This is a genomic window from Serratia sp. J2 (genome assembly GCF_046269175.1).
GTDB lineage: Bacteria > Pseudomonadota > Gammaproteobacteria > Enterobacterales > Enterobacteriaceae > Chania > Chania fonticola_C.
In genome coordinates this window covers 86,010-108,307 of the sequence record NZ_JBKABN010000014.1, presented here as the reverse complement: position 1 = coordinate 108,307, position 22,298 = coordinate 86,010, and the positions used below count along the sequence as shown (strand labels likewise).

The following is a 22,298-nucleotide window of genomic DNA, read 5'->3' as shown; positions in this document are numbered from 1 at the left end:
GTATGGATACTGCCAACTAGCCGTACCTGTTTATTTAACGTCAAATAAAACCCCGTAAGCTATTAATAGCTGAGCATATTATAAAAATTAAAACGAAAAATATTTGATAAATTTAAAATTGGATTGTATTAGATAAGTCGGAACGATATCAAAATGTAAAATTTGAGGTGAATATGAGCTATAAAATAAAAAAGTTTATCATGAGCACTGGAGAACGAGGATGCCTCATTCTTGATAAGGAAAGTGGTTTGCCAGTTCATTATCAAAACCTTTATCTTACTACCATGGTAAGAAATAGAAGTGCAACTGCTTCGACTATGGAAATTGTTGCAACAAATTTGTTGATGGTCAGCAATTTCTTACGAGATAGAAACATTAATATCGAAGAAAGGATAGTATTGAAAAAATTCCTGAATATTGCTGAAACCGAAGACCTGATCAGATATGCAAAGCAAAGATTTGATAAGCAGAAGATAACGGATATTAAAGCAATGAAAGAAAAATTTATTGCGAAGAGGACATTCGGTTACAGAATACATGTGATTTCAAGCTATTTCATGTGGTTGTGCGGAATCATTCATTCCTCAAAAGGTATTCATGCTAAATATGAAGTCGATGTTTTTATAAACAGTATCAGAGCACATCTGCCAAGAAACAGTTCTTTGAATTTGAGTGATAGAGAAGATCGCTCATTGAATGAGGAAGAAATTAAAGAGCTTTTCATAACATTAAGCGTTGGTAGTGATTTTAACCCATTCAGGGAGGATGTCCGAATAAGAAATAGGCTCATTTTTTCACTACTATTTCAGTTGGGTTTAAGAGCCGGAGAGTTACTTAATCTAAGAGTAGATGATTTAGATCTTATGGATAACACATTAAGTGTAATCAGAAGGCATGACTCAAAAGAAGATGGAAGAACTTATCAGCCATTAGTTAAAACGGGAGAAAGAGTTATACCACTATCTGACCAATTAGTTGCTGAAATTTATAATTATATTAGTGAGTGTAGGGAGAAATTCGCCATGAGAAAAAAGCACAAATTCTTGTTAGTGACTCACAATTCGGGAAAAACAGCAGGAGAACCATTGAGTATATCAGCTTATGAAAAGATCATTTCAACATTAAAGAGAACAAATCCAAAGTTATCCAAGCTATCAGGTCATAGATTAAGACATTCGTGGAATTACCTATATTCGAAAGAAATTGGTAATTCAAAGTTAGAAAATAGCCATAGAGATGCATTGAGAAACTACATCATGGGTTGGTCTAAAAATTCAACAATGTCAGATGTCTATAATAATAAATATATAGCACAACAAGAAAGAGAAACAGTTATAAAAGTTTTCAATTCAGCAAGAAAATTAATGAGCGAGTCTAAACATGCAAACTAAAAAAATCGAAGAAGATATTATCTATAATTCAAGAATGTCTGGTTATTGCTTCCATATCACAGATGAGAAATGGGAGTTAGATAAAGATGTATGTATATACCCTTATAAAGTTACAAGAAAAATGCCAGAGCCCATGAAGGAGGGATATCTTCAAACATTGGCTTATTATGCCTCAGAGTTTAGTTCCGGATATGTTAAAGCTATAAATTTTATTTTTCTAAAATGGGTTAACTTGATGAGTTTGAATGTCATAGACGACAAGGCTATCCAAGAACTAAATATTTACTTAGGGCCAGTAAAAAACTACAAGCTTAAAGCTATAAAGAAATTTATTACAAAGTGGAGAGCATTTAACTATCACGGGGTAGACAAAACAGCAATAAGGATGTTAGAGAAAATAAATATCGTGTCGAATCAGACTGGTGAAGCTGTTAAAAGACGAGACCCCAATAAAGGTCCATTTACTGAAGTGGAATTTAATATGATTCTTACGACTCTAGCAGAACTATATAGTGAGAATAAAATTGAAAGCACCATTTACTGCTTTATTCTTCTCTTGGCGACTACAGGAAGAAGACCATTACAGTTAACTTCACTTAAGGGGAAAGATCTAATAAAGAAAATGGATAGATACTATTTGAACATTCCAAGAGTAAAACAAAAATTACCATTTAGAGCAGAGATGGAAATGAAAGAGATTGATGGAAATTTATTTAAAGCTTTACATTTTTTAATTGAAGAAAATGAAAAATATTTTGAGTTAAATTTTCATGAGGAAACATGTGGGCTAAGAGGGGATATTCCAGTGTTTTTAGATATCAAAAAAGTGAAAAAATGTATCAAGTTAAGTGATATAAAAAATAAATTAAATTCTGATTATTTTCACATGAGAAATCAAAAGTTATTTAGGATGTTGAAATCTTTATCTATGGGAAAAGATTTAAAATCAGGGAGAACAAAAAATACTATTAACATCAACGCAAGAAGATTTAGATACACGCTTGCGACTCGATTGGCGAGTGAAGGTGCCACTATCTCGGTTATTGCAAAAGCATTAGATCATAAATCTATAAGTTCATCCGGAATATATATTAAAAACGTCCCTGACAATGTTCGAGATATCGATAGTAAGATAGGGGATTTCCTTCAGCCATTAGCAAATGTTTTTCTTGGAATAGAAAGTCAAATCAATAAGGATAAATTCAAAGAACATATTTTACAATCTTATGCTCTAAATGATAATAGTGAAAAAGAAATCAAGTGTCTTACCTGCAAAAATTTAAAACCGTGGAGAATAGAATGAACAATGTCTTAATATTTAGACCCATTGAAACCCTTGATCCTAATATTAACATTAACAAATTCATATCATTTTGCAAAAATAGTCTTTTCAACCCTAACTTAACAAGTTCCTGGGAGTCATCAGTTTGGCCTAAGTATTATCGATTTAATAAATTTGATGTTAAGAATAATTACTACAACAAAGAAACCTTAGATGATGATTTTATAGATTTTGCTAAAGCTTATATGTTTCATGTGCATTCATTCAATAAATCAAAATTAAGCTTTAACACTCTTTCTATTTTAAAATTGATAGAGTTTGTTTTATTGAAGATTTACAAAGAAGCTAATGTAACTAAATGCGATAACTTAGTTTTTGATGAGTGTGCGAGGTTGGCCTCTGAAAAATATTCAAAAATGGCTGCATTTTGCATGGGGAAAGAGTTGGAGAAATTAAGTGTGTTTTTAAATGAAAATAGAATGACTTACTCATATTATTTCAACTGGGTGAATCCATTAAGGTGTAAAGTTGAGCAGACTTGGAGTGGTTACGATGTTTCGCTGGAAGGACATCCAAAATTACCTAATGTTAATTCAATTACGGCAATTGCCGAAATATTCTCTAAGAGTGACAACGATTTATCAACAAGAGATATATTTACAACTGCTATTTTTGCTCTACTGATGTGTGCGCCAAGTAGAATTTCTGAAATTTTAAGTTTACCAGAAGACTGTGAAATTTTAGAAGAGGATAGTATGGGAGTTCAACGATACGGTTTGAGATTCTTTTCAGCTAAGGGATACGAGGGAAATATAAAATGGGTTCCTACCACAATGATTCCGGTAGCAAAGAAAGCCATCGAAAGGCTAAGGTGTCTCTCTAAAAATGCAAGAGAGTTGGCAAGGGTAATTGAAGGGAATAATTTACAAGACTCAAATTTAATGGAAAAATCAATTAATGAAAACAAACCAAAAACCTTTCCTTGGTATGATGAGGAAAAGAATATCAAGTACTCGAATGCGTTGTGCCTACTTAACAAAAATCAATTGTGTAAGAGTAGAAAAGTAAATGTGAAGATGTTATATAAACCTACTGTTCAGTTTTTTATCGCAGATATTGTAGATTCTAATTTTATCAAAGGTAATTTTAATATATTCAAAAGGCATAATTATTTGAATAGTAATGGCAGTCCTTATTTATTAAGAACTCATCAACTAAGACACTTACTAAATACCTTTGCTCAAATTAACGGGATGGATGATTTCAGTATTGCTCGTTGGTCTGGAAGAAAATGTGTTTCGCAAAATAGTTTTTATGATCATCGGTCACATGATCAAATGGCTAATATGATCAGAGAGAATAATTTATTAGAATTAACGAATGAAATTCCAAATAAAAATATCCCAGTAGTCAATGTAGATGAGTTTGATGCACTGAGTAGTGGGGCCATTCTTGTCACGAAGCATGGATACTGTAAGCATTCATATGCATTTGAGCCATGTAGACATTACCCTCTTGAAGACACTGGCTTCGATCAAAAGATTATATCTACTATTCACGATAAGATTTTGGAAAAAACACTAAATGATAAAAATGACGGAAACTTCAATGCTGAAAAATGGTATGAGTTTCAAAGTGATTTAATAAAAGGAGAGTAAATGGCTAAGCATATAACTGGTTATCACGAAAAGAGCATCTTAGATTTAATCAACAGATGGCCTGAAGGTAAAAAACTGACGTGGGATAATTTATGTGACAAGTTAGTTGATATCATCGGGAAAAGACCCACAAGACAATCTTTAAGCAGTCATAAAATAATTACAGAGTTTTTTAATAATAAAAAGGGAAAGATTAAGTTAGGTGATGTGAGCATTGTTAAGCCTGCTAATTTAAAAATTGCTTCTCAGAGAATAAGAAGGCTTGAGGCAGAAAATGAAACTCTGAAAGCATTGAATGATAAATATTTAGAACAAATGAAAGTATGGCTTTACAATGCACATATCAAACAAATATCGAAAGAAGAGCTCAATAACCCTCTACCACCAAAATACTTTAAATAACCATTTGATAGGTTTTACCTATTGACAACCTCAAAATATCTGATATTTATTTAATTAAGTCAGGAAGACAAACCTATTGCAAGGATGCAATTTATGGATAATAAAAATAAATCTCTATCGAAAGAAGAGAAGTTGATAACACTCATTGATAAATATATTACCGAAACGTATAACGAAAAAGATGAAATATTCACATATAAGTTGTATTTGATTTTTGTCGGGTATCATCTTAAGTATTTCTACCCTAACTCTCAGTATTGCTGTTCAACTAAAAACATTGATAATATTATGCAGATGTTCTGTGGCGTATTTAAATGTCTAAAAGGCAACCTTATAAAAGAACTACCACATAAAGAGGTGCTTTTCTTTCAGTTAAATACATTGGTAGATTACATTGAAGGGAATCAGGTGAGATTAGAGCAAGTCTACGTTGAGTTAAAAGCTCAGTATGAAATGAAAGAGATTAACAGTCGCGTGACAACAGCTTATAAGCCTATTAAAAGAAAGAGGTTGTAATAACCTAGCCCTGAACTATGAGGCTATCACAATCTCTTGTAGGGTATATTAGTTGGCAATCCCGTTTTCAGATTTTCTGTCTTCTGACGAAAAGCTCCATGTATTGACAGTATCATTCTTATTGAATGTTATGGATAGTGTTCTTGATTCTGTTGTTGTATTACCAGCGAAGAATCCAACGACAGGAACATAAGTCAACGGGTTTATTTTCCCATTGTTCATTTCATATAGATAAATATCGCCACCGTCATTTTTTGAAGTTACAGACGTAGGTGAACCAAATGCTCTCACAACATCACTTTTGGAGGTTTTATTTTTAATTAATTTCGTTTGTAATGTAGCCTGAGTTTCACTCTTCAAAGATTGGTTCCCTGATGATGAACAGGCTGATATTGATAAAATAGAAATAGTTAATAAAACTCTAATAAATTTATTCATGATACTGTCCTTGTTATATTTAATGCGATTAATTTTTATTCAAAATTTGCTCAAACACTTGCATCCAACGCTTCATTTGAAGCTCTGTGTCTCTAAAACCGACATCATCACTGAAACGTCCTTTCTTCGGAAAAAATCTCACCTGCCATTCTGGTGACTGAATATCTTTTACGGAAATAAAAAAACCTGAATTTTTTGCGTCTTTTAATCTGTTGGAATCATTTTGAGATTTAGCTACGATCCCATTGGTAATTCCAATACCAATCATTTTCCCAGAGTTCTTTAAATCATAACGCCACGTTTTAATGTCATTTAATGGGTATGTTTGCTCTTTGTTTTTCTCTTTCAGTTTTATAATTCTTTTATTTAAATCTATGAGCAATGATGTTTTATCAAACTCATGGTAGTAATAACCGTCATTTTTTTCATTGAAATAATCGATAGTAGAGTGGTTCTTGCGTTTATCGAGATACTTGGGTATTGCTGTAAAAATGATAAAAGCACCAGCAAGAAGCCATGCAACAAATGACTGTGTGACAGCTTCCAGCCCTGATGTGAACAATATTACTACTGGGATAGCTAATGCTACCCACACACGCTTCATTACAAAGACTGTTGGCTTTTGGGGTTCTTTAAACGCGAGTTGTGTTGTCATTTGAGTATCCATTCAGTTGAGTATTTTTTATGCCACATGGAGATATCTCGATGAATCTTCGATGTTTATTCAACTGAAGTAAAAACGTTTGTACCGATCGATGTCAGACCTGTAATAGGCGTTACCTATCAACAAGTAGATATCGATCTGCAAAACCGATCAATTTTCCCTCTTAAAATCAAATGATTAACCCATGTAATTGATGTGCCTATCCCCATGTTCAGCCAACCGTTTATTGCCTGGATTGCTTAACGCTTACAGATGATTTTGTTGATAAAGGAAGAGTTAAGGAACGGATTTTTATAATTCTTCTGAATTTTTTGAATGCATACAACAAACAAAAATTAAATAATTTCAATAGATTAACGAAAGGAATCCATAACATGAAGTGACGAGGTCTTACTTTTTTAATTTTCTGGGTATTTTGCAAATCGAAAACTGCATTGAGTATCTGCTGCCGCTTATTGTCTTTAACTATCGTCTTCAATGTTAAATTTGGTATATGAGCAAAAGGGAGAGTTGTAGAAGCCGTTGTGACAGGATTTACAGCAATAGCAGGAGTGAGGGACGCTATTTTTTCAGAGATGGTAAGCGATTCCCCTTTCCATTCCATTGGTAAAACATTCATAGAACTTACTGGAAGCTCTTGAACAACCGACTGTTGTAACGGTCGTGGAATTGGAGATATGCCAGTTCGCAAAGCTTCTGCGTGTTCAGGCTCGTAGTTGAGGAGCTTCTGCAAGTTTGACCAGGAATACTTTTTTCCGATTTGCGAAGCTTTAAAAGCTATACCGTCATATTCAAATGAAAAACCGCTCATTTTGCCCGATAAACCTACATTAGCTTTGCAGGTAACTTTGCTATCTTCGAGCCGCTTGATAAAAGTATTCAAATCAGGCTTTCCGATTAAACTTTTATCAAGTATGCATTGCAGCGATTTTTTAGGGCAGGAGGAAGACGTGCGTGCTTCCTGCATCTGTTCGTTGCGAGAGATTCTTTTCCGCTTCGGTTGTGCCGGTTTGGTTGAAGATGCTGCTTTGGTAATAGTAAGGCCATGAACGATTTCAAGTTCACTAATGATACGAGTGCTGATGAGATTTTCGTTCCTACCTAAGTAAAGCTTGCCACCGTTGAGGTCGATGCGACTGGCGATAATGTGTATGTGCTGACCTGTCAGATCGTCATGGAGCACATAGCAACGGAGGTGAGTATCATTGAACCCCATCCTCTTCATGTAGTCATCTGCGAACATTACCCATTGTTCATTTGACAGCGTTTCACCGCAGGGTAGGCGAAGCGAGTTATGCCAAACTGGTTTGGTAACGTCTGGGCGAAGCTGTTTGCTTGTATCGAATTCAGCGATTAGTCCTATGGCAGAGTCGCTCAACAGGTTCCCTCCAATGACGGTTGGATCGCTTCTATGATGAGTTCCAGCTTTTAATGCATATAGGACTACACCCGCGAAATTTTTACCACGCCTAATCTTCTGCATACCCTTCATCGGATTTGCTCCATATGTCAGCACTTAGCAGATTCTGGCGAAGCTCTATGATTTGTCTTCTGACTGCAAACAACTCTGTATTCGTAAGCTTGCTGTCTTTGCTCTTATTGTCGATATGCAGAGCAATACGGTTCAGCTTCTGATTAATCTCACTCAGCGTTTTCCAGGTTTCAATATTTATAGAAGGTATTACTGGAGGAGGTTTTTTCAATGATGATGTTCGCAGCCACTCGCCTTTGCTTTTTTCCCCTCGTCTGGCATTTAGAATATTCAATTCTTCACTATTAAGCCGAACACTAACACAGTGAGTTCTGAGAGTTATATAGAGGGGGGTGTTAATATAAGGATCTGCGTGCGAAATAGTTGAATCAAGTTGTTCGGTTTTTAATTTTTTTTCCATATGAAATCCTTTTCATGTATGATTATTTACTTGTATAGGAAACCTGAATATTGTCAATAGTAACACTCCAAAAAGATAAGCGTGTTAGATTTATTGGTTTTAAAACAGAGTGATGAGAAATAATTTTTTACTGAACTCACCACTCTGAAATGTTAAATAGAAATTAGTCAAATCCAATTTCTTTAGATTTTATTTTTAATGGAATTGATTTCCACTCGTCCCCTTTGAATTTAACCCTGACATTTAATTTTATTACAGGTGGTGCGTGTATGATTTCTGCTTCTTTATAAATGCTACCTTCTAGCATTAGGTCAGTCGCCTTAGCCATCCCACGCTTAATTCCACGGATATACCATTCAATAGCCTTTTGTTTCATAGCATCTGGTATGTCTGCTAACGCAGTATCAAAATCGAGACTTGGATAACGAGTATGAACAGGTTTTTTTCCTGTCGCTTCCGATATGCCATTAACCGCTTTTCGTAATGTTGCAGAAGATGCGCTAACTGGATTATTACTCATAGATTAAACCTTTTTATTTAGAATGGTCATTTGCTATAAAATTAAGTAGTCCGATTATACATTAAATGGGAGTCTGATTAACAATTTTAATTATTTGAGTTAACTATATGTGAACCCATTTCAGCAATAGCAAAAAACTCATGCGTTAATAGCTCTAAACCTTGAATTCACATAAGAAGATTGTATTACAGTTAAAAAATGGAAGCTCGTGTCGTATTCTTTTCAACTGAAAGGAGAAAAGCAAGGCAACTCAGAGAAGCGGAGCTTCGGAGAGTTAGCCCTTGCTGATATAAATTTTATTATGGCTTGACAAAGTCGGATTATAAATTAAGTTAAATTATAATTAAGGAGGGGTTATGAGAAAGATTGTACAAGACAGTTATTGGTTTGCAATAGGCGAGGTAAATGAAATTATTAAAAATGGTGGAAAGTTATTTTTGAATGCAAAAATGCCCGATTGTAAAATAATAATATTTGAATGCGATATTATCACTAAAGAAGTTTATGATGATCTAATGGTGGGGGACCAGATTTCCTTTAGGTTTGATTTAAAAAAATCAGGCATTAGCCTGATAAAAGAAATAACCAAAAAAAAAGCTGTTTTTTAGTTACCTCTTGAATTCGTTTTTTATATTGTGTGCTTTTTTATTTAAACTTTCCAATATTTGATCTTTTTCGATTTTAGATTGCATATATTGTTCAATAGTTTGGCTATTAGTTTCTTTTGAATTTATTTTCTCTAACGAGATTTGATTACTACTAACATTATGAATGAACACCGCTTTTCTGAATCCCATCATATAAGGTTTAATATTTTTAAAATTAATAGGGTAGGCATTGTGCTTTAATATAAAATAATTTTTTCTAATAAAGAGATCATTCAAAGAAATGCAGAACTTTTGAGCGGAAAATTCGGAATCGAAACTTGCAAGAGCAGACGAGTTACCTTTGTTATAAACTAAAAAGATAGGCTCCTTACCATAGATGCTTTTCAATCCAAACATGGCGATTATTATTAAGTCACTCATACATTCCCTCTGCTAATCATAAAGTTACATAACGTTATATGAATGCTTTGAAAAAATCAATAAAAATCAATATTGATTCCTGATGTTAAAAATTATGAAACTATAAATTAGGTAGCCACTAATTTTGTTTTTTGGAGTCTTTATTAATTAAGTTTTTTTCAGACTTAGATAGCTCTGGAATGTGTTTTTTAACCGTTGCAGTTGCTGATTCAAAAATTGAAGGTGTTTTGTAGAAATACATTCCTAAAACAACCAATAACATTATTATATTAAAAGATAGCCAAACCCTACGGTAAATTTTACGTCTCCTTTGAATATAACAATCGTCTTTTGATTTGAGGGCTTCAGTATCTATTATTTTATTTAAGTCGTCCTCATTCAATAAATCTCTATATCGATCTTTAATTGTAGTATATCTTTCAAAAAGACGGTTTTTTTCTTCATCTACTTCGCATTCTGATAGCCAGTGATAGATAAAAGAAAAAACCAAAAAAATAATCATCATTATAACTATTTCTCCGGATATAATTCCATCGTCACTTTTGGCAGAAACTACTTTGACCAAAATAACAGTTATAAAGAAAGAAACTAAACTCCAAAAACTGGTTTTCAGTGTAGCAAGCATGTTTTTAGTAATTTCTGAAGCTTTATCGGCTTGAGAAATAAGCATCTCAGATATTTTATTCTTAATTTCAATGTACTGTTTTACATTTTCTTTAAGATAGATATCATAGCCAGATTCAATGGATCTCAAGGCACCGTTACTTAATGTATTAAAATCATCCCCAGCCATATGAATCGAGATTATGTTTTTAGCTAAGCCAACTTTATCAACAAAATTCCCTTGGTTATAAACCCACTCATATATACCATATAGTTCATCGGCACACGAAGAATCCAAAGAATCTATTTCTATTCTATTGCTTATGAGACGATAACCTTTCATCTTATAATCAAGATATGGTTCATCTTTATCTACTATCTCAGAGTAATCGCAGAGGTAGATTAAAATAAAGGCTAACATAAGCCTATTAAATTTATTGGAAATAATAGGATCGGGTGCTGGCCTTATGAGCTTAAAATCTTCAGGCAAAAATTTATATTGTGAATCATTGGTGAAATGGCAGCTTTTATTTCTTTTTGTTATAGTAGACTCTCTTAAAGAACTATTTATAACATGATTTGAGGTGGAAGAAATATGCTCGAAACGGATATTTTCCGTGCCAAATTCAATGTTTTCATCCCAAATTTTAAAAATTATTACTTTAGATAAATCAAAAAACTGAAGGAATTTTATGAACTCTAAATCTGGTTCGGAAAGGGGACCTTCAATGAAGCTTTTTAAAACAAATATATGAGTCTTGTTGTTTTTTTCAACAGCCTTTGTTTTATGTATCTTTATGCAAGTTTCAAGCGATGGATTGTCTTCGAGGAACTGAAGCTGTTCTTCTATTTCGCGGCAAACATCGCTTGTTATACTTTCTTGTGCCCATCTAATTATGGTTTCGTTTTTATATTTTATGGATACATCATAAGATAAATCTTCTGATCGGATAATAGAATTGATATTCTCCAGTTGAGAGTTGTCAATTAGAACTTCTCTAACTGTTGAGGAATAGGTAGCTTCGCAACGATAAAAATCGTCGCTTATGCTCGTCAAACTCGAGACGAAAAACGCATTCGCAATATCTTCTATTATTAGCATTCAGTTAATTACCTTTCTTTGAAAATGCCTCATATCCTGCATCTGAATAAATCTTTATATATTTACCATGAGCATCGCTATCAGCTTTTATGATTTCTTCTATATTAACTACTTCACCTTTAATTCTTAATTCAAGGTTTTCATCAAGAATGATTGTGCTTTTTATTTTTGTTTTGATAACCTCTGGGTCTAAATCAAATTGAGTATCGAAAGAAGCTTTTTCAACAGTAGGTAAGGCTTTCAACTTTTCAATAATTTCAGGGAGTTTTTTATTTAATTCTGCGTTCTCAACTTTATGTCTTTGTAATTTCTCAACTAACTCATCATGAACAAAACTATCATTGTTCCTAAAGTATGAGTTAACATCATTTCGCATGAAGAGATAATCTGCTTTCGATTCATTTTTGACTGTTTGCTTCAAAAGAGTATCGATAGCACCATAAGCTATTCTTGTATTTACAGTTGCATTGATTACTTCTTTAGAATTAAGGAATCCGCTCCACCAATATTCCCTTATACTTTGATTGCTATCAGAAAGAAGTAATCCAGAGACATCTAAATCTTGATTGAGGGTTATCAAACATGATTTTTGTAATCTTTTTTTATTTAGTGGAAGTCCGTTATGAATTCGTGCATCAACCTCATCAAAAAAAGAATCTATCTCAATTTTTAGCAAAACAAATTTTATTGAGCCTTCGTGCTCAAGGTGTAGAATCAACAGAGATCCTTTTTGGATTTTTTTATTCATTGCAGATATTTTTTGTTGTGCAAGGGTTTCCTCATCTAACAGCTTTTTGGCTATGCTCTCTGTTCTAATGATCCAGTTTTCTTTCTGATCATTAATGCCCTCAAGAAACTCATTCCTTGCAATAGAACGAATGTGTGAAACTACCCGTTCATTATTATCTGTAAAATAATATTGTTTGCTCCGAGCATTTTGTATTAATTCATCGAGAATAATCCTACTAAACTCTTTGAAATCTCTATCATCCTTAGGTTGAATTAATTCAATTTTTGAATCTTCGATACTAATTTTGTAAAGACAGTGGTTCAGCACAATTGGAGCAGTCATCATCGTTCCTTCTAAACCCCATCTGTATTGCTGTATATGCATACAGTATACCTGATGAGCTGTGGTGGTCAAGAATGGTATGAAAATGACATAATGATTAATTCATTAATTTTTTACAAGTATTTGTAGTGGTAACTGTATTTTTTCTTAAAGGTGTTTTTTAGTGATTATATCTATATGAAATTTATGTATTTTTTTGGTTTGATATAATTTTCATTTTTAGCTTTGAGTCAGCATTAGAAAAACTAATAACTTACACTTCTTTTTATCAGACCTGTATGCCTGAGTTCGAATCACACATAATCAACTGAAATATATATCTTTATTTTATGAGTGCTTATAATCATGTGGATGCTCAACTCATCTCGATTTTCAAAATCTATTAATGATGCTTATTTAGACAAGATGCATGATTTTTCCTGCAATTCTTTCGAGAGCTACTTTTCTTTCCTCAAAGTAATCATACCTGTCATAGATCCCTTCTACACCTTTCAGCTTATGGTTCAAACACCGTTCGGCTACATGTGGAGGAACTGACAGTGATGCAAGCAAGCTCCGGCTTGTTCTTCGCAAGTCATGGACAGTAAAATACTCGAGATTCCCCATTACGTTAGGTGGTTGTTTCTTCTTGCCTGGCTCAACCCCAAAAAGTTTAGCTATTGCCCTATTGAGGGTGTCTTTTCCCATATGTAGATTCTTACTGGATCTGCGATTCGGAAAGACATAATCAGAACTAAAAGCTCTAACCTTAAGCTCTTTCAACATCTCAATCGCAAGTGGTGGCAGCGGAATCACGATACCTACACCTGATTTACTTCTCTCTTTTGGTAAATACCATGTTTGATTTTCCAAATCGAATTCTGTCCACGGAGCTTCTGTTAGCTCACTTTTGCGAACAGCAAGGAGCAGTAGTAGGGCACCGGCAAGGTAGTTATCACGAGAGAAGCTATCAGAGTGTTCTCTGAAAACTTTAAACACCTGAGCAATCTCTTCTAAGCTCAATGCTCTTTCTCTGCTTTTTTCGATTCCACCTGCATCATTGACCTTAAACGCAGAAGCTGGATTGTTTAACAATAATCCTAGCTTGATTGCATGGTCGAAGAGTTGCTTCATGTAGAGCAGAGCATCATTTGAAATGGTTGGTCTTCCACTATCTGTAATTTTTTGCAGAATGAACCGGACATCAATGGGAGTTATCTTCGCCAAAGAAAGTTGACCAATCGTTGGAGCAATATCTTTTCTGTAAACTCTTTCCGGGATTTGTGGATGCTTCAACCGCTTAACGAGATCTTTGTGCCAGTCTTCAAATAATCCATCTACTGTGGTGAGTTGCTTAGGTCGGTTAAGTTTCCGTTCAGCAATAGGGTCATCACCGGTGGCAACTTTTCTTCGGGCATCTTCAGCGAGACTACGTGCCTCGGACAGGGATAGATGCGATACCTTACTTAAAGTGATTTCTCGTCTCTTAGAGCCGATTGTGTATCGAAGCATCCAATACGGCTCACCTTTTGGTGGGATTTTCAGATACAAGCCACGCCCATCTCCAAACTTCCCCGGTGCTCCTGCTTTGATGAGAGACTGAACTGTCCTGACAGTGAGTGAGGCCATAACCTATCCTGATGAAAAATCGTTGTGGGGGGTATATGGTTATAATCTGCCAGATCAGACTAGTAAAGAAAAAATGCTCTCCCTTTTACTCCCCACTTATTAGTGGTTTTTGATTGATCTCAGTGGTCTTGAGTAGACTTTGATTTTAATAAAAAAGCCCATGTAACATGGGCTTATATATCTCAGTAGACTTTGAAGGAATTTACTCGATATTCTGAATCTGCTCGCGCATCTGCTCAATCAACACCTTCAGCTCAATCGCTGAGGTAGTCACTTCGGCATTGATCGACTTGGACGCCAGCGTATTCGATTCGCGGTTGAATTCCTGCATCATAAAGTCGAGGCGACGGCCAACGGCTTCTTTCTTCTTCAGGATGTTGTGCGTCTCTTTGACGTGCGCTTCCAGGCGGTCCAGCTCTTCGGCGACGTCGATACGCTGTGCCATCAGCACCAGCTCCTGCTCCAGGCGAGTGTTTTCCAACTGCACCTGGGCTTCTTCCAGCTTGCTGACCAAACGTTCGCGCTGCCATTGCAGGATATTAGGCATCTGGGCGCGTACTTTGATCACTTCGGCGCTCACGCCGTCGAGGCGTTGCTCGATCAGAGCTTTCAGCGCGGTGCCTTCGCTTTCGCGTGCCACGATGAAATCATCCAGTGCGCCTTCCAGCGCCTGCATCAGTTCGTTGCTGATGAGGTCCAGATCCTGTTCCTGAGCGGACATCACGCCCGGCCAGCGCAGGACGTCGATTGGATCGATTTCCCCTTCGTCGCTCTGCATTTTGACCCAGTTGGCGGCTTCAACCAGCTGCTTGGCCAGTTTTTCGTTCAGGATCATCGAGCTTTGTGCGCTTGGGTCGAGCTCAAAGCGCAGGTTGCACTCCACTTTGCCACGCGTCAGGCGGCCACGGATACGCTCGCGGATCACTGGCTCAAGGCTGCGGAACTGCTCAGGCAAGCGGATGTAGGTTTCTAAATAGCGTTGGTTAACGGAACGCAGCTCCCAAGCTGCGCTGCCCCATTCACCCTTGATTTCACGCCGGGCGTAGGCGGTCATGCTGCGGATCATTGTGCGTACCCGTAAATAGGAAAAGATGGAACGATTATAGCGTTGCACCTGCGGGCAGGATAGGCATAACGTCACGAAGCCCGTATAATGCGCAGCCAAACGTTAATAAGAAGCCGGAGAGAGCCCATGCGTCCTGCAGGCAGAGCACCACAACAAGTTCGCCCCCTGACACTGACCCGTCACTACACGAAACACGCTGAAGGTTCAGTGCTGGTTGAGTTTGGCGATACCAAAGTTTTGTGCACCGCCACGGTAGAAGAGGGCGTTCCGCGCTTTTTGAAAGGCCAAGGGCAAGGGTGGATCACCGCAGAATACGGCATGTTGCCGCGTTCGACCCACAGCCGTAATGCCCGAGAAGCGGCCAAAGGCAAGCAGGGTGGCCGTACGTTGGAGATCCAGCGTCTGATCGCTCGTTCACTGCGTGCCGCGGTGGATCTGAAAAAGCTCGGTGAGTTCACCATCACTCTGGACTGCGATGTGCTGCAAGCCGATGGCGGTACCCGTACCGCTTCTATCTCCGGAGCCTGTGTGGCACTGGCCGATGCGCTGAATGCGCTGGTTGCGGCCGGTAAACTGAAAGCCAACCCGATGAAAGGGATGGTGGCCGCAGTTTCTGTCGGTATCGTTGGCGGCGAAGCGCTGTGCGATCTGGAGTATGTGGAAGATTCCGCCGCAGAAACCGATATGAACGTGGTGATGATGGAGGATGGCCGCATGATCGAGGTGCAAGGCACCGCCGAGGGTGAGCCGTTCAGCCACGATGAGCTATTGGCGCTACTGGCGCTGGCCCGAGGGGGCATCGAAACCATCTTCCAGGCGCAGAAAGCGGCGCTGGCAGACTGATTTTTAAAGGCGACCAAGCAGTCGCCTTTTTTATGCCCGGAAATCGGGCTGCAATAGAACTAAAGTTACCGACCAAATTAGGAGAAGCAGTAATGAAAGCCTACCAGCGCCAGTTTATCGAGTTTGCGCTCCGCAAGCAGGTATTGAAATTCGGCGAGTTCACCCTGAAATCCGGCCGTACCAGCCCCTATTTCTTCAATGCCGGCCTGTTTAATACCGGGCGTGATCTGGCGCTGTTAGGGCGTTTTTATGCCGAAGCGCTGGTGGATTCCGGCATCGAATTCGATCTGCTGTTTGGCCCAGCCTACAAAGGTATTCCGATCGCGACCACCACCGCAGTGGCATTGGCAGAACATCACAATCTCGATGTGCCTTATTGCTTCAACCGTAAGGAAGCCAAGGAACATGGCGAAGGCGGCACGCTGGTAGGCAGCCCGTTGCAGGGCCGCGTGATGCTGGTGGATGACGTGATCACCGCCGGGACGGCCATCCGCGAATCGATGGAAATTATCAGTGCCCATAACGCCAGCCTGGCTGGTGTGCTGATTTCTCTCGATCGTCAGGAGCGTGGCCGTGCCGACATTTCTGCGATCCAGGAAGTGGAGCGTGATTATCACTGCAAAGTGATCTCGATTATTACGCTCAAGGAGCTGATTGCTTATCTGGAAGAGCAGCCGGAAATGGCCGAAAGCCTGGTGGCAGTGCGGGCCTATCGCGAGCAGTACGGAGTTTAAAATACGGAGTTTAAAATAATAGCGCCGGGTTGAACCCGGCGATATTTGTTACTGCAGTTGCGCTGCTAGCAGCGGCCAGCGTGCATCGAAATCCTGCGTTGGGCGGTAGCGGAATTCAGAGCGAATATAGCGCGACAACATCCCCTCACAGAAGGCCAGTATCTGGCTCGCCAGCAAGGTTTCATCGACGATAAAGCCCTTCCCTTCCCGGAGTTTACGTTCCTTCAATACCTGACGCAGTTGCGCTTCAATACGCTCGAACAACTGGTTGATCCTGCCCTGAAGGCGATCTTGCTCAAACATCAGCGCGTGGCCGGTCATGATCCTGGTCAGGCCTGGATTGCGTTCTGCAAACCCCAGAACCAACAGCACAATCAGGCGTAGGCGGTTGAACGTCTCTTTTTCATCCTGCAAGATCAGGTTGATGCGCGTTATCAGGCTATCTTCAATAAACTCGATCAGGCTATCAAACATCCGCGTCTTGCTGGGGAAATGCCGATAAAGGGCAGCCTCAGAGACACCAACGTTTGCGGCAAGCTTGGCTGTGGTAATGCGCTGGCTGCCGTCGCTGGATTCCAGCATCTGGGCTAACGCCTGCAATATCTCCTCACGCCGATTCCTTTTGGTATTTTCTTTTTCTGCCATGTTTGATTAGACCCTTGCTAAAACGGCTTATCCCCTCAATCTCTTCGGGTATAGATTTGCGAAAACCCGCGCACCGGCCGTTGCAGAGTAAACTCTGTGCGGCTTATAAGATCGCTGTTGTACGGTGTAATGGTTAACGGTCTTGCAGACCCTTATTCTCCGTGCGTTACTCTCAATTGCCAAACCAACCGTGCCGCATTGCATGCGGCGCGGTTACAGGCGCCATCCCTGTAGATCATCTTGTTATGGGTGCGATCTATTGGCGGCCAGAGTGGCCAAAACCACCGGTACCCCGTTCGCTGCTATCGAACTCTTCCACCAGATTAAACTCGGCTTGCACTACCGGCACAAATACCATCTGCGCGATGCGTTCACCCGGCTCGATAGTGAAGGATTTCTGGCCACGGTTCCATACGGACACCATCAGCTGGCCCTGATAATCGGAATCGATCAGGCCAACCAGGTTACCCAGCACTACGCCGTGTTTATGGCCTAGACCGGAGCGCGGCAGGATCACTGCAGCAAGACCGGTATCGGCGATGTGGATAGCCAGGCCGGTAGGCAGCAGGGTGGTTTCGCCTGGTGCCAACTCAACCGCGCTGTCCAGACAGGCGCGCAGATCAAGCCCGGCAGAGCCTGGGGTGGCATAGGTTGGCAATGGGAAATCTTGACCGATACGTGGGTCAAGGATCTTAACGTCGATTTTTTTCATCATAACGGCTGACTATCTCGTCTAGTAAACGTTGGCCAAGGAGTGCCTTGTCGCTATGCGGCAGGCGCTTGTCTCCATCCTGCCAAAAAAGATGCAGGGCATTGGTATCACTGTTAAAACCGTGCTCTGCAAGCGATACATCGTTAGCGCAGATTAAATCCAGTTTTTTACGCAGTAGTTTTTGTCGCGCATATTCTTCCACATTCTGGGTTTCAGCCGCAAACCCGACGACAAAGGGACGATTTTTGCTCATTGCGGCAACGCCCGCGACAATATCCGGATTCTTGATCATCTTGAGGATGATTTCATCACCCTGCTTTTTGATTTTCTCATCGGCAATCTGTTCTGCCCGGTAATCTGCCACGGCGGCGCAGGAGATAAAGATGTTCTGCTGCGCGGCGTACTGTTGTACCGCTTGCTCCATTTCCAGCGCGCTGACGACATCCACACGGGTTACCCAAGACGGTGTAGGCAGGCTGACCGGCCCGGCGACCAACGTGACTTGCGCACCGCGAGCGGCGGCGGCCTTGGCGATAGCAAAACCCATCTTGCCGGAGCTGTGGTTGCTGACGAAACGCACCGGATCCAGTGCCTCACGGGTGGGGCCCGCGGTGATCATAATCTTTAAATGTTGCAGATCCTGCGGCGCAGAGAAATGAGCGTTAGCCAGTTCCACTATCGCCAACGGATCCAGCATGCGGCCAGGCCCGATATCACCACAGGCCTGGCTCCCGCTGTCTGGCCCCCACAGCAGCACACCACGCCCTTGTAGGGTCTGTAGATTGGCCTGAGTAGCGGCAGCGCGGTACATCTGTTGGTTCATGGCCGGTGCTGCCGCGATCGGGGCATCGGTAGCCAGGCAGACCGTGGTCAGCAAATCGTTGGCCATGCCGGCGGCAACGCGGGCCAGCAGATCGGCGGTGGCCGGGGCCAGGATCACCAGATCGGCCCATTTGCCCAATTCTATATGGCCCATGGCGGCTTCTGCTGCGGGATCCAGCAGATCGTCGAAAACCGGATAGCCGGAAACGGCCTGCAGCGTCAGTGGGGTAATGAAGGCTTTGGCAGCGCTGGTCATCACCACTCTTACCTCGGCGCCTCTGTCGCGCAGGCGGCGCACCAGCTCAGGGCATTTGTAAGCGGCAATACCGCCACTGATGCCAAGCACAATATGTTTGCCGGAAAGTCCCGTCATCATGATTGTCCGATTGAAATCCGAAAGAGGCGAACATTTTAGCATAACCGCCGCCAGGTGGAGCGATTCTGCTGTGTATGCAGCCAGTTACATGCGGGTTTTCGTAACACTTCGCAATATTATCAATCACCTGTCGCACGATGAAATTCCCCGTGACATGCTGCTGTAGCAGGCAGGGAGGTGGCAATGAGCAATCAGGATATGTCGTTATGGCCTGGGGCTTTGGCACCCAGGGAAAAATTGATGCGTGATGGCGCAGCGGCGCTCTCCGATAGGGAGCTGTTGGCAATTTTCTTGCGAACTGGGCTACCTGGGGTTCACGTCTCACAGCGGGCCGAACAGTTGCTGACGCACTTTGGTTCGCTGTATCACCTGGTTTCGGCGGACTACGAACAATTTCATAGTCAGAAAGGGTTGGGGATTGCCACCTATGCGCAGCTGCAGGCAATTTCCGAATTAGCCTTCCGGCTGTTTTCCGGCCCCCATTTGTTGGAAAACGCGCTGCTGAACCCGAAAATTACCCAGCATTACCTGCACAGTTTGCTGGCTCACCATGAGCGAGAGGTGTTTTTAGTGTTGTTTTTAGACAATCAGCACCGGGTTATTCGCCATCAGGAGATGTTTGCTGGTACCATCAACAGCGTCGTTGTCCACCCAAGAGAAATTGTGCGTGCGGCGTTGAAGGCTAATGCAGCAGCCCTCATTCTGGCGCATAATCACCCTTCGGGTAAGGCTGAACCCAGTCACGCCGACCGTTTGATAACCGAGCAAGTGGTTAATGCTTGCCGATTATTGGAGATCCGAGTGCTCGATCATTTGGTGATAGGCCGGGGTGAATGCGTCTCTTTTGCCGAGCGCGGATGGCTATAAGCAACTTTTTCGCGATCCTTGAGGGATCTTTAGCTGTTCGGGACTTGAGCACTTACGCTTCAGAGCGTATACTACGCCACCTTTGAGAATCTTGGGTTTGGCGTTAAGAGCCTATCTCAGCAGGTTTCCAACCTGATGTGAGGTTTCTGACCTGATGACGAGAGTCTCCTCAGTATGAAGTTTGCTGAGATGGGCTCTAAAAGCCTGACGAGGCGGCCATACCCTATACGAAGCTCGAGCTGATTTGATTTTTGGAGAATAAGACATGTCACGAGTCTGCCAAGTTACTGGCAAGCGCCCGGTGAGCGGTAACAACCGTTCCCACGCAATGAACGCGACCAAACGCCGTTTTCTGCCTAACCTGCACTCACACCGTTTTTGGGTTGAGGCTGAGAAGCGCTTTGTAACTCTGCGTGTATCTGCTAAAGGTATGCGTGTTATCGATAAGAAGGGTATTGAGACGGTCTTGGCCGATCTGCGTGCCCGTGGTGAGAAGTATTAAGGAACTGCATCATGGCTAAAGGTGTTCGCGAGAAGATCAAGCTGGTTTCTTCTGCTGGTACTGGTCACTTCTATACCACCACGAAGAACAAGCGTACTAAGCCGGAAAAATTGGAACTGAAGAAATTCGATCCAGTTGTCCGTCAACACGTGATCTACAAAGAAGCTAAAATTAAATAATTTTAGTGGATTAATGAAAACCCGGCCTAGGCCGGGTTTTTTCATTTTATAGGGGTAGCAAACGGAGAGGGAGCCAGTCATGCCTGAATTACCAGAAGTCGAAACCAGCCGCCGCGGTATTGAGCCTTATCTTGTTGGCCACAACATCCAGTACGCGGTGGTGCGTAACGCTCGCCTGCGTTGGCCGGTCTCCGAGCAGATCCTGGCGCTGAGCGATCGGCCGGTACGCAGCGTACAGCGCCGTGCCAAATATTTGCTGATCGAGTTGGACCATGGCTGGATTATCGTACATCTGGGGATGTCTGGCAGCTTACGTATGCTGGCAGAGGAAACCGAGCCAGGTAAGCATGACCACGTCGATCTAGTGATGAGCAACGGTTTTATCCTGCGCTACACCGACCCGCGCCGCTTTGGTGCCTGGCTGTGGTGTGACGATCTGGCCGCCAGCAACGTATTGGCTCATCTTGGCCCGGAACCGCTGGGTGAAGAGTTCAATGGTACCTACCTGTACGAAAAATCCCGTAACAAGCGCACGCTGATCAAGCCTTGGTTGATGGATAACAAGCTGGTGGTTGGCGTGGGGAATATCTATGCCAGCGAATCGCTGTTTACCGCCGGGATCCTGCCGGATCGTCAGGCTGGATCCTTGACCGAGGCTCAGGCGGATCTGCTGGCCGAAACCATCAAGGCGGTGCTGCTGCGTTCAATTGAACAAGGGGGAACAACGCTGCGTGACTTCCTGCAGTCGGATGGTAAGCCGGGGTATTTTGCGCAGGAACTGCAGGTCTATGGCCGGGCAGGTGAACCCTGCCGCGCCTGTGGCACACCGATCGAGAGCGCCAAACACGGGCAGCGCAGCACCTTCTTCTGCCGCCGCTGCCAGCACTGATTACTGCGCGGCGAGCTTTTCCATCAACGCTTTGGTGACGACATCCGGCAAGAACGGTGCGATGTCGCCGCCATGACGTGCCACTTCCTTCACCAAGGAAGAAGAGATAAATGACCACTGCTCGGAAGGCATCAGAAACACGCTTTCCAACGTTGGCATCAGATGGCGGTTCATGTTCGCCAGCTGCAATTCATATTCAAAGTCGGACACCGCCCGCAGGCCGCGTATCAGAATATTGGCGTTCTGATGGGCGGCGAAGTGCGCCATCAACTCGCTGAACCCCAACACCTCGACGTTATCCAGATGAGAGGTCACCTGCGTGGCCAGGGCAACGCGTTCTTCCAGCGAAAACAGCGGTTTTTTGCTTGAGCTGGCGGCAATGGCCAGGATCACGTGATCAAACATCAGTGAGGCTCGGGTGACCAGATCCAGATGGCCGTTGGTCAGTGGATCGAAGGTACCTGGGTAGATGGCTTTGCTGCTCATG

General features: G+C 41.5%; 26 protein-coding genes. 12 read left to right on the top strand and 14 right to left on the bottom strand.

Features of this window, described 5'->3' with window-relative positions:
* Nucleotides 1–173: 173 nt before the first annotated feature.
* The 5 genes from ACKWMY_RS15795 (at nucleotide 174) to ACKWMY_RS15775 (ending at nucleotide 5,249) form a co-directional block, all read left to right on the top strand.
* A complete protein-coding gene (locus tag ACKWMY_RS15795) occupies nucleotides 174–1,391 on the top strand; it encodes a site-specific integrase (protein WP_409486589.1) in 1,218 nt (405 codons plus the stop codon).
* Nucleotides 1,381–2,694: a tyrosine-type recombinase/integrase gene (locus ACKWMY_RS15790; protein ID WP_409486588.1), complete on the top strand. Its 1,314-nt coding sequence runs from the start codon at nucleotides 1,381–1,383 to the stop codon at nucleotides 2,692–2,694. Before ACKWMY_RS15795 ends, ACKWMY_RS15790 begins: the two co-directional genes overlap by 11 nt.
* Nucleotides 2,691–4,331: a DNA-binding protein gene (locus ACKWMY_RS15785; protein WP_050870713.1), complete on the top strand. Its 1,641-nt coding sequence runs from the start codon at nucleotides 2,691–2,693 to the stop codon at nucleotides 4,329–4,331. Before ACKWMY_RS15790 ends, ACKWMY_RS15785 begins: the two co-directional genes overlap by 4 nt.
* Nucleotides 4,332–4,733, top strand: a complete 402-nt coding sequence (locus tag ACKWMY_RS15780) for a hypothetical protein (RefSeq protein ID WP_050870710.1) — start codon at nucleotides 4,332–4,334, stop codon at nucleotides 4,731–4,733.
* Nucleotides 4,734–4,826: 93 nt separating this feature from the next.
* Complete coding sequence (locus ACKWMY_RS15775; protein ID WP_072095944.1) at nucleotides 4,827–5,249, top strand: hypothetical protein; 423 nt, start codon at nucleotides 4,827–4,829, stop codon at nucleotides 5,247–5,249.
* 48 nt (nucleotides 5,250–5,297) lie between these two features.
* Here ACKWMY_RS15775 and ACKWMY_RS15770 read toward each other — a convergent pair whose 3' ends face one another.
* The 5 genes from ACKWMY_RS15770 to ACKWMY_RS15750 all read right to left on the bottom strand — a co-directional run bounded on the left by ACKWMY_RS15770 (nucleotide 5,298) and on the right by ACKWMY_RS15750 (nucleotide 8,763).
* On the bottom strand, nucleotides 5,298–5,687 hold the full coding sequence (locus ACKWMY_RS15770) for a hypothetical protein (RefSeq protein WP_050870708.1): 390 nt from the start codon (nucleotides 5,685–5,687) through the stop codon (nucleotides 5,298–5,300).
* A gap of 28 nt (nucleotides 5,688–5,715) precedes the next feature.
* Nucleotides 5,716–6,342 (bottom strand): DUF4755 domain-containing protein, encoded by a 627-nt coding sequence (locus ACKWMY_RS15765; RefSeq protein WP_409486587.1) that lies wholly within the window; start codon nucleotides 6,340–6,342, stop codon nucleotides 5,716–5,718.
* Between the two features lie 232 nt (nucleotides 6,343–6,574).
* Nucleotides 6,575–7,843 (bottom strand): relaxase/mobilization nuclease domain-containing protein, encoded by a 1,269-nt coding sequence (locus ACKWMY_RS15760; RefSeq protein ID WP_409486586.1) that lies wholly within the window; start codon nucleotides 7,841–7,843, stop codon nucleotides 6,575–6,577.
* The gene (locus ACKWMY_RS15755) at nucleotides 7,821–8,243 is read right to left on the bottom strand and encodes a hypothetical protein (RefSeq protein ID WP_050870704.1); all 423 of its coding nucleotides are present in this window, start codon (nucleotides 8,241–8,243) and stop codon (nucleotides 7,821–7,823) included. Before ACKWMY_RS15755 ends, ACKWMY_RS15760 begins: the two co-directional genes overlap by 23 nt.
* A 163-nt stretch (nucleotides 8,244–8,406) precedes the next feature.
* On the bottom strand, nucleotides 8,407–8,763 hold the full coding sequence (locus ACKWMY_RS15750; protein WP_050870701.1) for a hypothetical protein: 357 nt from the start codon (nucleotides 8,761–8,763) through the stop codon (nucleotides 8,407–8,409).
* A 356-nt stretch (nucleotides 8,764–9,119) separates the two neighbouring features.
* On the opposite strand from ACKWMY_RS15750, the gene ACKWMY_RS15745 reads away from it, so the two are divergent.
* Nucleotides 9,120–9,371 (top strand): hypothetical protein, encoded by a 252-nt coding sequence (locus tag ACKWMY_RS15745; RefSeq protein WP_050870699.1) that lies wholly within the window; start codon nucleotides 9,120–9,122, stop codon nucleotides 9,369–9,371.
* Here ACKWMY_RS15745 and ACKWMY_RS15740 read toward each other — a convergent pair whose 3' ends face one another.
* The 5 genes from ACKWMY_RS15740 to ACKWMY_RS15720 all read right to left on the bottom strand — a co-directional run bounded on the left by ACKWMY_RS15740 (nucleotide 9,372) and on the right by ACKWMY_RS15720 (nucleotide 15,242).
* Nucleotides 9,372–9,791 (bottom strand): hypothetical protein, encoded by a 420-nt coding sequence (locus ACKWMY_RS15740; RefSeq protein WP_050870697.1) that lies wholly within the window; start codon nucleotides 9,789–9,791, stop codon nucleotides 9,372–9,374.
* 118 nt (nucleotides 9,792–9,909) lie between these two features.
* The gene (locus tag ACKWMY_RS15735; protein WP_409486585.1) at nucleotides 9,910–11,496 is read right to left on the bottom strand and encodes a hypothetical protein; all 1,587 of its coding nucleotides are present in this window, start codon (nucleotides 11,494–11,496) and stop codon (nucleotides 9,910–9,912) included.
* 4 nt (nucleotides 11,497–11,500) lie between these two features.
* Nucleotides 11,501–12,610 (bottom strand): hypothetical protein, encoded by a 1,110-nt coding sequence (locus ACKWMY_RS15730; RefSeq protein WP_409486584.1) that lies wholly within the window; start codon nucleotides 12,608–12,610, stop codon nucleotides 11,501–11,503.
* Between the two features lie 354 nt (nucleotides 12,611–12,964).
* Nucleotides 12,965–14,176, bottom strand: a complete 1,212-nt coding sequence (locus tag ACKWMY_RS15725; protein ID WP_409486583.1) for a tyrosine-type recombinase/integrase — start codon at nucleotides 14,174–14,176, stop codon at nucleotides 12,965–12,967.
* Nucleotides 14,177–14,378: 202 nt separating this feature from the next.
* Nucleotides 14,379–15,242 (bottom strand): YicC/YloC family endoribonuclease, encoded by an 864-nt coding sequence (locus ACKWMY_RS15720; protein ID WP_021181835.1) that lies wholly within the window; start codon nucleotides 15,240–15,242, stop codon nucleotides 14,379–14,381.
* 126 nt (nucleotides 15,243–15,368) lie between these two features.
* Between ACKWMY_RS15720 and rph the strand changes: the two genes are divergently transcribed.
* Both rph and pyrE read left to right on the top strand, forming a co-directional pair.
* On the top strand, nucleotides 15,369–16,085 hold the full coding sequence (rph, locus tag ACKWMY_RS15715; protein WP_024482927.1) for a ribonuclease PH: 717 nt from the start codon (nucleotides 15,369–15,371) through the stop codon (nucleotides 16,083–16,085).
* 92 nt (nucleotides 16,086–16,177) lie between these two features.
* Nucleotides 16,178–16,819 carry an orotate phosphoribosyltransferase gene (pyrE, locus tag ACKWMY_RS15710; protein WP_024482926.1) on the top strand — a complete coding sequence of 214 codons (642 nt, stop codon included), beginning with the start codon at nucleotides 16,178–16,180 and terminating at the stop codon, nucleotides 16,817–16,819.
* A gap of 48 nt (nucleotides 16,820–16,867) precedes the next feature.
* Here the strand turns inward: pyrE and slmA are convergent, their stop codons facing one another.
* The 3 genes from slmA to coaBC form a co-directional block, all read right to left on the bottom strand.
* Complete coding sequence (gene slmA, locus ACKWMY_RS15705) at nucleotides 16,868–17,464, bottom strand: nucleoid occlusion factor SlmA (RefSeq protein ID WP_021181838.1); 597 nt, start codon at nucleotides 17,462–17,464, stop codon at nucleotides 16,868–16,870.
* A gap of 256 nt (nucleotides 17,465–17,720) precedes the next feature.
* A complete protein-coding gene (gene dut / locus ACKWMY_RS15700; RefSeq protein ID WP_039996197.1) occupies nucleotides 17,721–18,179 on the bottom strand; it encodes a dUTP diphosphatase in 459 nt (152 codons plus the stop codon).
* Nucleotides 18,157–19,374 (bottom strand): bifunctional phosphopantothenoylcysteine decarboxylase/phosphopantothenate--cysteine ligase CoaBC, encoded by a 1,218-nt coding sequence (coaBC, locus tag ACKWMY_RS15695; RefSeq protein WP_409486582.1) that lies wholly within the window; start codon nucleotides 19,372–19,374, stop codon nucleotides 18,157–18,159. Before coaBC ends, dut begins: the two co-directional genes overlap by 23 nt.
* A gap of 183 nt (nucleotides 19,375–19,557) precedes the next feature.
* Here coaBC and radC point away from each other — a divergent pair, with 183 nt between their 5' ends.
* The 4 genes from radC (at nucleotide 19,558) to mutM (ending at nucleotide 21,811) form a co-directional block, all read left to right on the top strand.
* On the top strand, nucleotides 19,558–20,241 hold the full coding sequence (radC, locus tag ACKWMY_RS15690; RefSeq protein WP_024527869.1) for a RadC family protein: 684 nt from the start codon (nucleotides 19,558–19,560) through the stop codon (nucleotides 20,239–20,241).
* Nucleotides 20,242–20,506: 265 nt separating this feature from the next.
* Nucleotides 20,507–20,743 (top strand): 50S ribosomal protein L28, encoded by a 237-nt coding sequence (rpmB, locus tag ACKWMY_RS15685; protein WP_004931195.1) that lies wholly within the window; start codon nucleotides 20,507–20,509, stop codon nucleotides 20,741–20,743.
* 11 nt (nucleotides 20,744–20,754) lie between these two features.
* Nucleotides 20,755–20,922, top strand: a complete 168-nt coding sequence (gene rpmG, locus ACKWMY_RS15680; RefSeq protein ID WP_004392084.1) for a 50S ribosomal protein L33 — start codon at nucleotides 20,755–20,757, stop codon at nucleotides 20,920–20,922.
* Nucleotides 20,923–21,001: 79 nt separating this feature from the next.
* Nucleotides 21,002–21,811 (top strand): bifunctional DNA-formamidopyrimidine glycosylase/DNA-(apurinic or apyrimidinic site) lyase, encoded by an 810-nt coding sequence (mutM, locus tag ACKWMY_RS15675; RefSeq protein WP_074029828.1) that lies wholly within the window; start codon nucleotides 21,002–21,004, stop codon nucleotides 21,809–21,811.
* Here mutM and coaD read toward each other — a convergent pair whose 3' ends face one another.
* Nucleotides 21,812–22,297: a pantetheine-phosphate adenylyltransferase gene (gene coaD / locus ACKWMY_RS15670; protein WP_098929413.1), complete on the bottom strand. Its 486-nt coding sequence runs from the start codon at nucleotides 22,295–22,297 to the stop codon at nucleotides 21,812–21,814.
* Between the last annotated feature and the right edge of the window lies 1 nt (nucleotide 22,298).

What these genes read in the sequence shown, in the direction of transcription:
- ACKWMY_RS15795 (WP_409486589.1), top strand. Translation starts at nt 174, where the DNA reads ATGAGCTATAAAATAAAAAAGTTTATCATGAGCACTGGAGAACGAGGA.
- ACKWMY_RS15790 (WP_409486588.1), top strand. Translation starts at nt 1,381, where the DNA reads ATGCAAACTAAAAAAATCGAAGAAGATATTATCTATAATTCAAGAATG.
- ACKWMY_RS15785 (WP_050870713.1), top strand. Translation starts at nt 2,691, where the DNA reads ATGAACAATGTCTTAATATTTAGACCCATTGAAACCCTTGATCCTAAT.
- ACKWMY_RS15780 (WP_050870710.1), top strand. Translation starts at nt 4,332, where the DNA reads ATGGCTAAGCATATAACTGGTTATCACGAAAAGAGCATCTTAGATTTA.
- ACKWMY_RS15775 (WP_072095944.1), top strand. Translation starts at nt 4,827, where the DNA reads ATGGATAATAAAAATAAATCTCTATCGAAAGAAGAGAAGTTGATAACA.
- ACKWMY_RS15770 (WP_050870708.1), bottom strand. Translation starts at nt 5,687, where the DNA reads ATGAATAAATTTATTAGAGTTTTATTAACTATTTCTATTTTATCAATA.
- ACKWMY_RS15765 (WP_409486587.1), bottom strand. Translation starts at nt 6,342, where the DNA reads ATGACAACACAACTCGCGTTTAAAGAACCCCAAAAGCCAACAGTCTTT.
- ACKWMY_RS15760 (WP_409486586.1), bottom strand. Translation starts at nt 7,843, where the DNA reads ATGAAGGGTATGCAGAAGATTAGGCGTGGTAAAAATTTCGCGGGTGTA.
- ACKWMY_RS15755 (WP_050870704.1), bottom strand. Translation starts at nt 8,243, where the DNA reads ATGGAAAAAAAATTAAAAACCGAACAACTTGATTCAACTATTTCGCAC.
- ACKWMY_RS15750 (WP_050870701.1), bottom strand. Translation starts at nt 8,763, where the DNA reads ATGAGTAATAATCCAGTTAGCGCATCTTCTGCAACATTACGAAAAGCG.
- ACKWMY_RS15745 (WP_050870699.1), top strand. Translation starts at nt 9,120, where the DNA reads ATGAGAAAGATTGTACAAGACAGTTATTGGTTTGCAATAGGCGAGGTA.
- ACKWMY_RS15740 (WP_050870697.1), bottom strand. Translation starts at nt 9,791, where the DNA reads ATGAGTGACTTAATAATAATCGCCATGTTTGGATTGAAAAGCATCTAT.
- ACKWMY_RS15735 (WP_409486585.1), bottom strand. Translation starts at nt 11,496, where the DNA reads ATGCTAATAATAGAAGATATTGCGAATGCGTTTTTCGTCTCGAGTTTG.
- ACKWMY_RS15730 (WP_409486584.1), bottom strand. Translation starts at nt 12,610, where the DNA reads ATGCATATACAGCAATACAGATGGGGTTTAGAAGGAACGATGATGACT.
- ACKWMY_RS15725 (WP_409486583.1), bottom strand. Translation starts at nt 14,176, where the DNA reads ATGGCCTCACTCACTGTCAGGACAGTTCAGTCTCTCATCAAAGCAGGA.
- ACKWMY_RS15720 (WP_021181835.1), bottom strand. Translation starts at nt 15,242, where the DNA reads ATGATCCGCAGCATGACCGCCTACGCCCGGCGTGAAATCAAGGGTGAA.
- rph (WP_024482927.1), top strand. Translation starts at nt 15,369, where the DNA reads ATGCGTCCTGCAGGCAGAGCACCACAACAAGTTCGCCCCCTGACACTG.
- pyrE (WP_024482926.1), top strand. Translation starts at nt 16,178, where the DNA reads ATGAAAGCCTACCAGCGCCAGTTTATCGAGTTTGCGCTCCGCAAGCAG.
- slmA (WP_021181838.1), bottom strand. Translation starts at nt 17,464, where the DNA reads ATGGCAGAAAAAGAAAATACCAAAAGGAATCGGCGTGAGGAGATATTG.
- dut (WP_039996197.1), bottom strand. Translation starts at nt 18,179, where the DNA reads ATGATGAAAAAAATCGACGTTAAGATCCTTGACCCACGTATCGGTCAA.
- coaBC (WP_409486582.1), bottom strand. Translation starts at nt 19,374, where the DNA reads ATGATGACGGGACTTTCCGGCAAACATATTGTGCTTGGCATCAGTGGC.
- radC (WP_024527869.1), top strand. Translation starts at nt 19,558, where the DNA reads ATGAGCAATCAGGATATGTCGTTATGGCCTGGGGCTTTGGCACCCAGG.
- rpmB (WP_004931195.1), top strand. Translation starts at nt 20,507, where the DNA reads ATGTCACGAGTCTGCCAAGTTACTGGCAAGCGCCCGGTGAGCGGTAAC.
- rpmG (WP_004392084.1), top strand. Translation starts at nt 20,755, where the DNA reads ATGGCTAAAGGTGTTCGCGAGAAGATCAAGCTGGTTTCTTCTGCTGGT.
- mutM (WP_074029828.1), top strand. Translation starts at nt 21,002, where the DNA reads ATGCCTGAATTACCAGAAGTCGAAACCAGCCGCCGCGGTATTGAGCCT.
- coaD (WP_098929413.1), bottom strand. Translation starts at nt 22,297, where the DNA reads ATGAGCAGCAAAGCCATCTACCCAGGTACCTTCGATCCACTGACCAAC.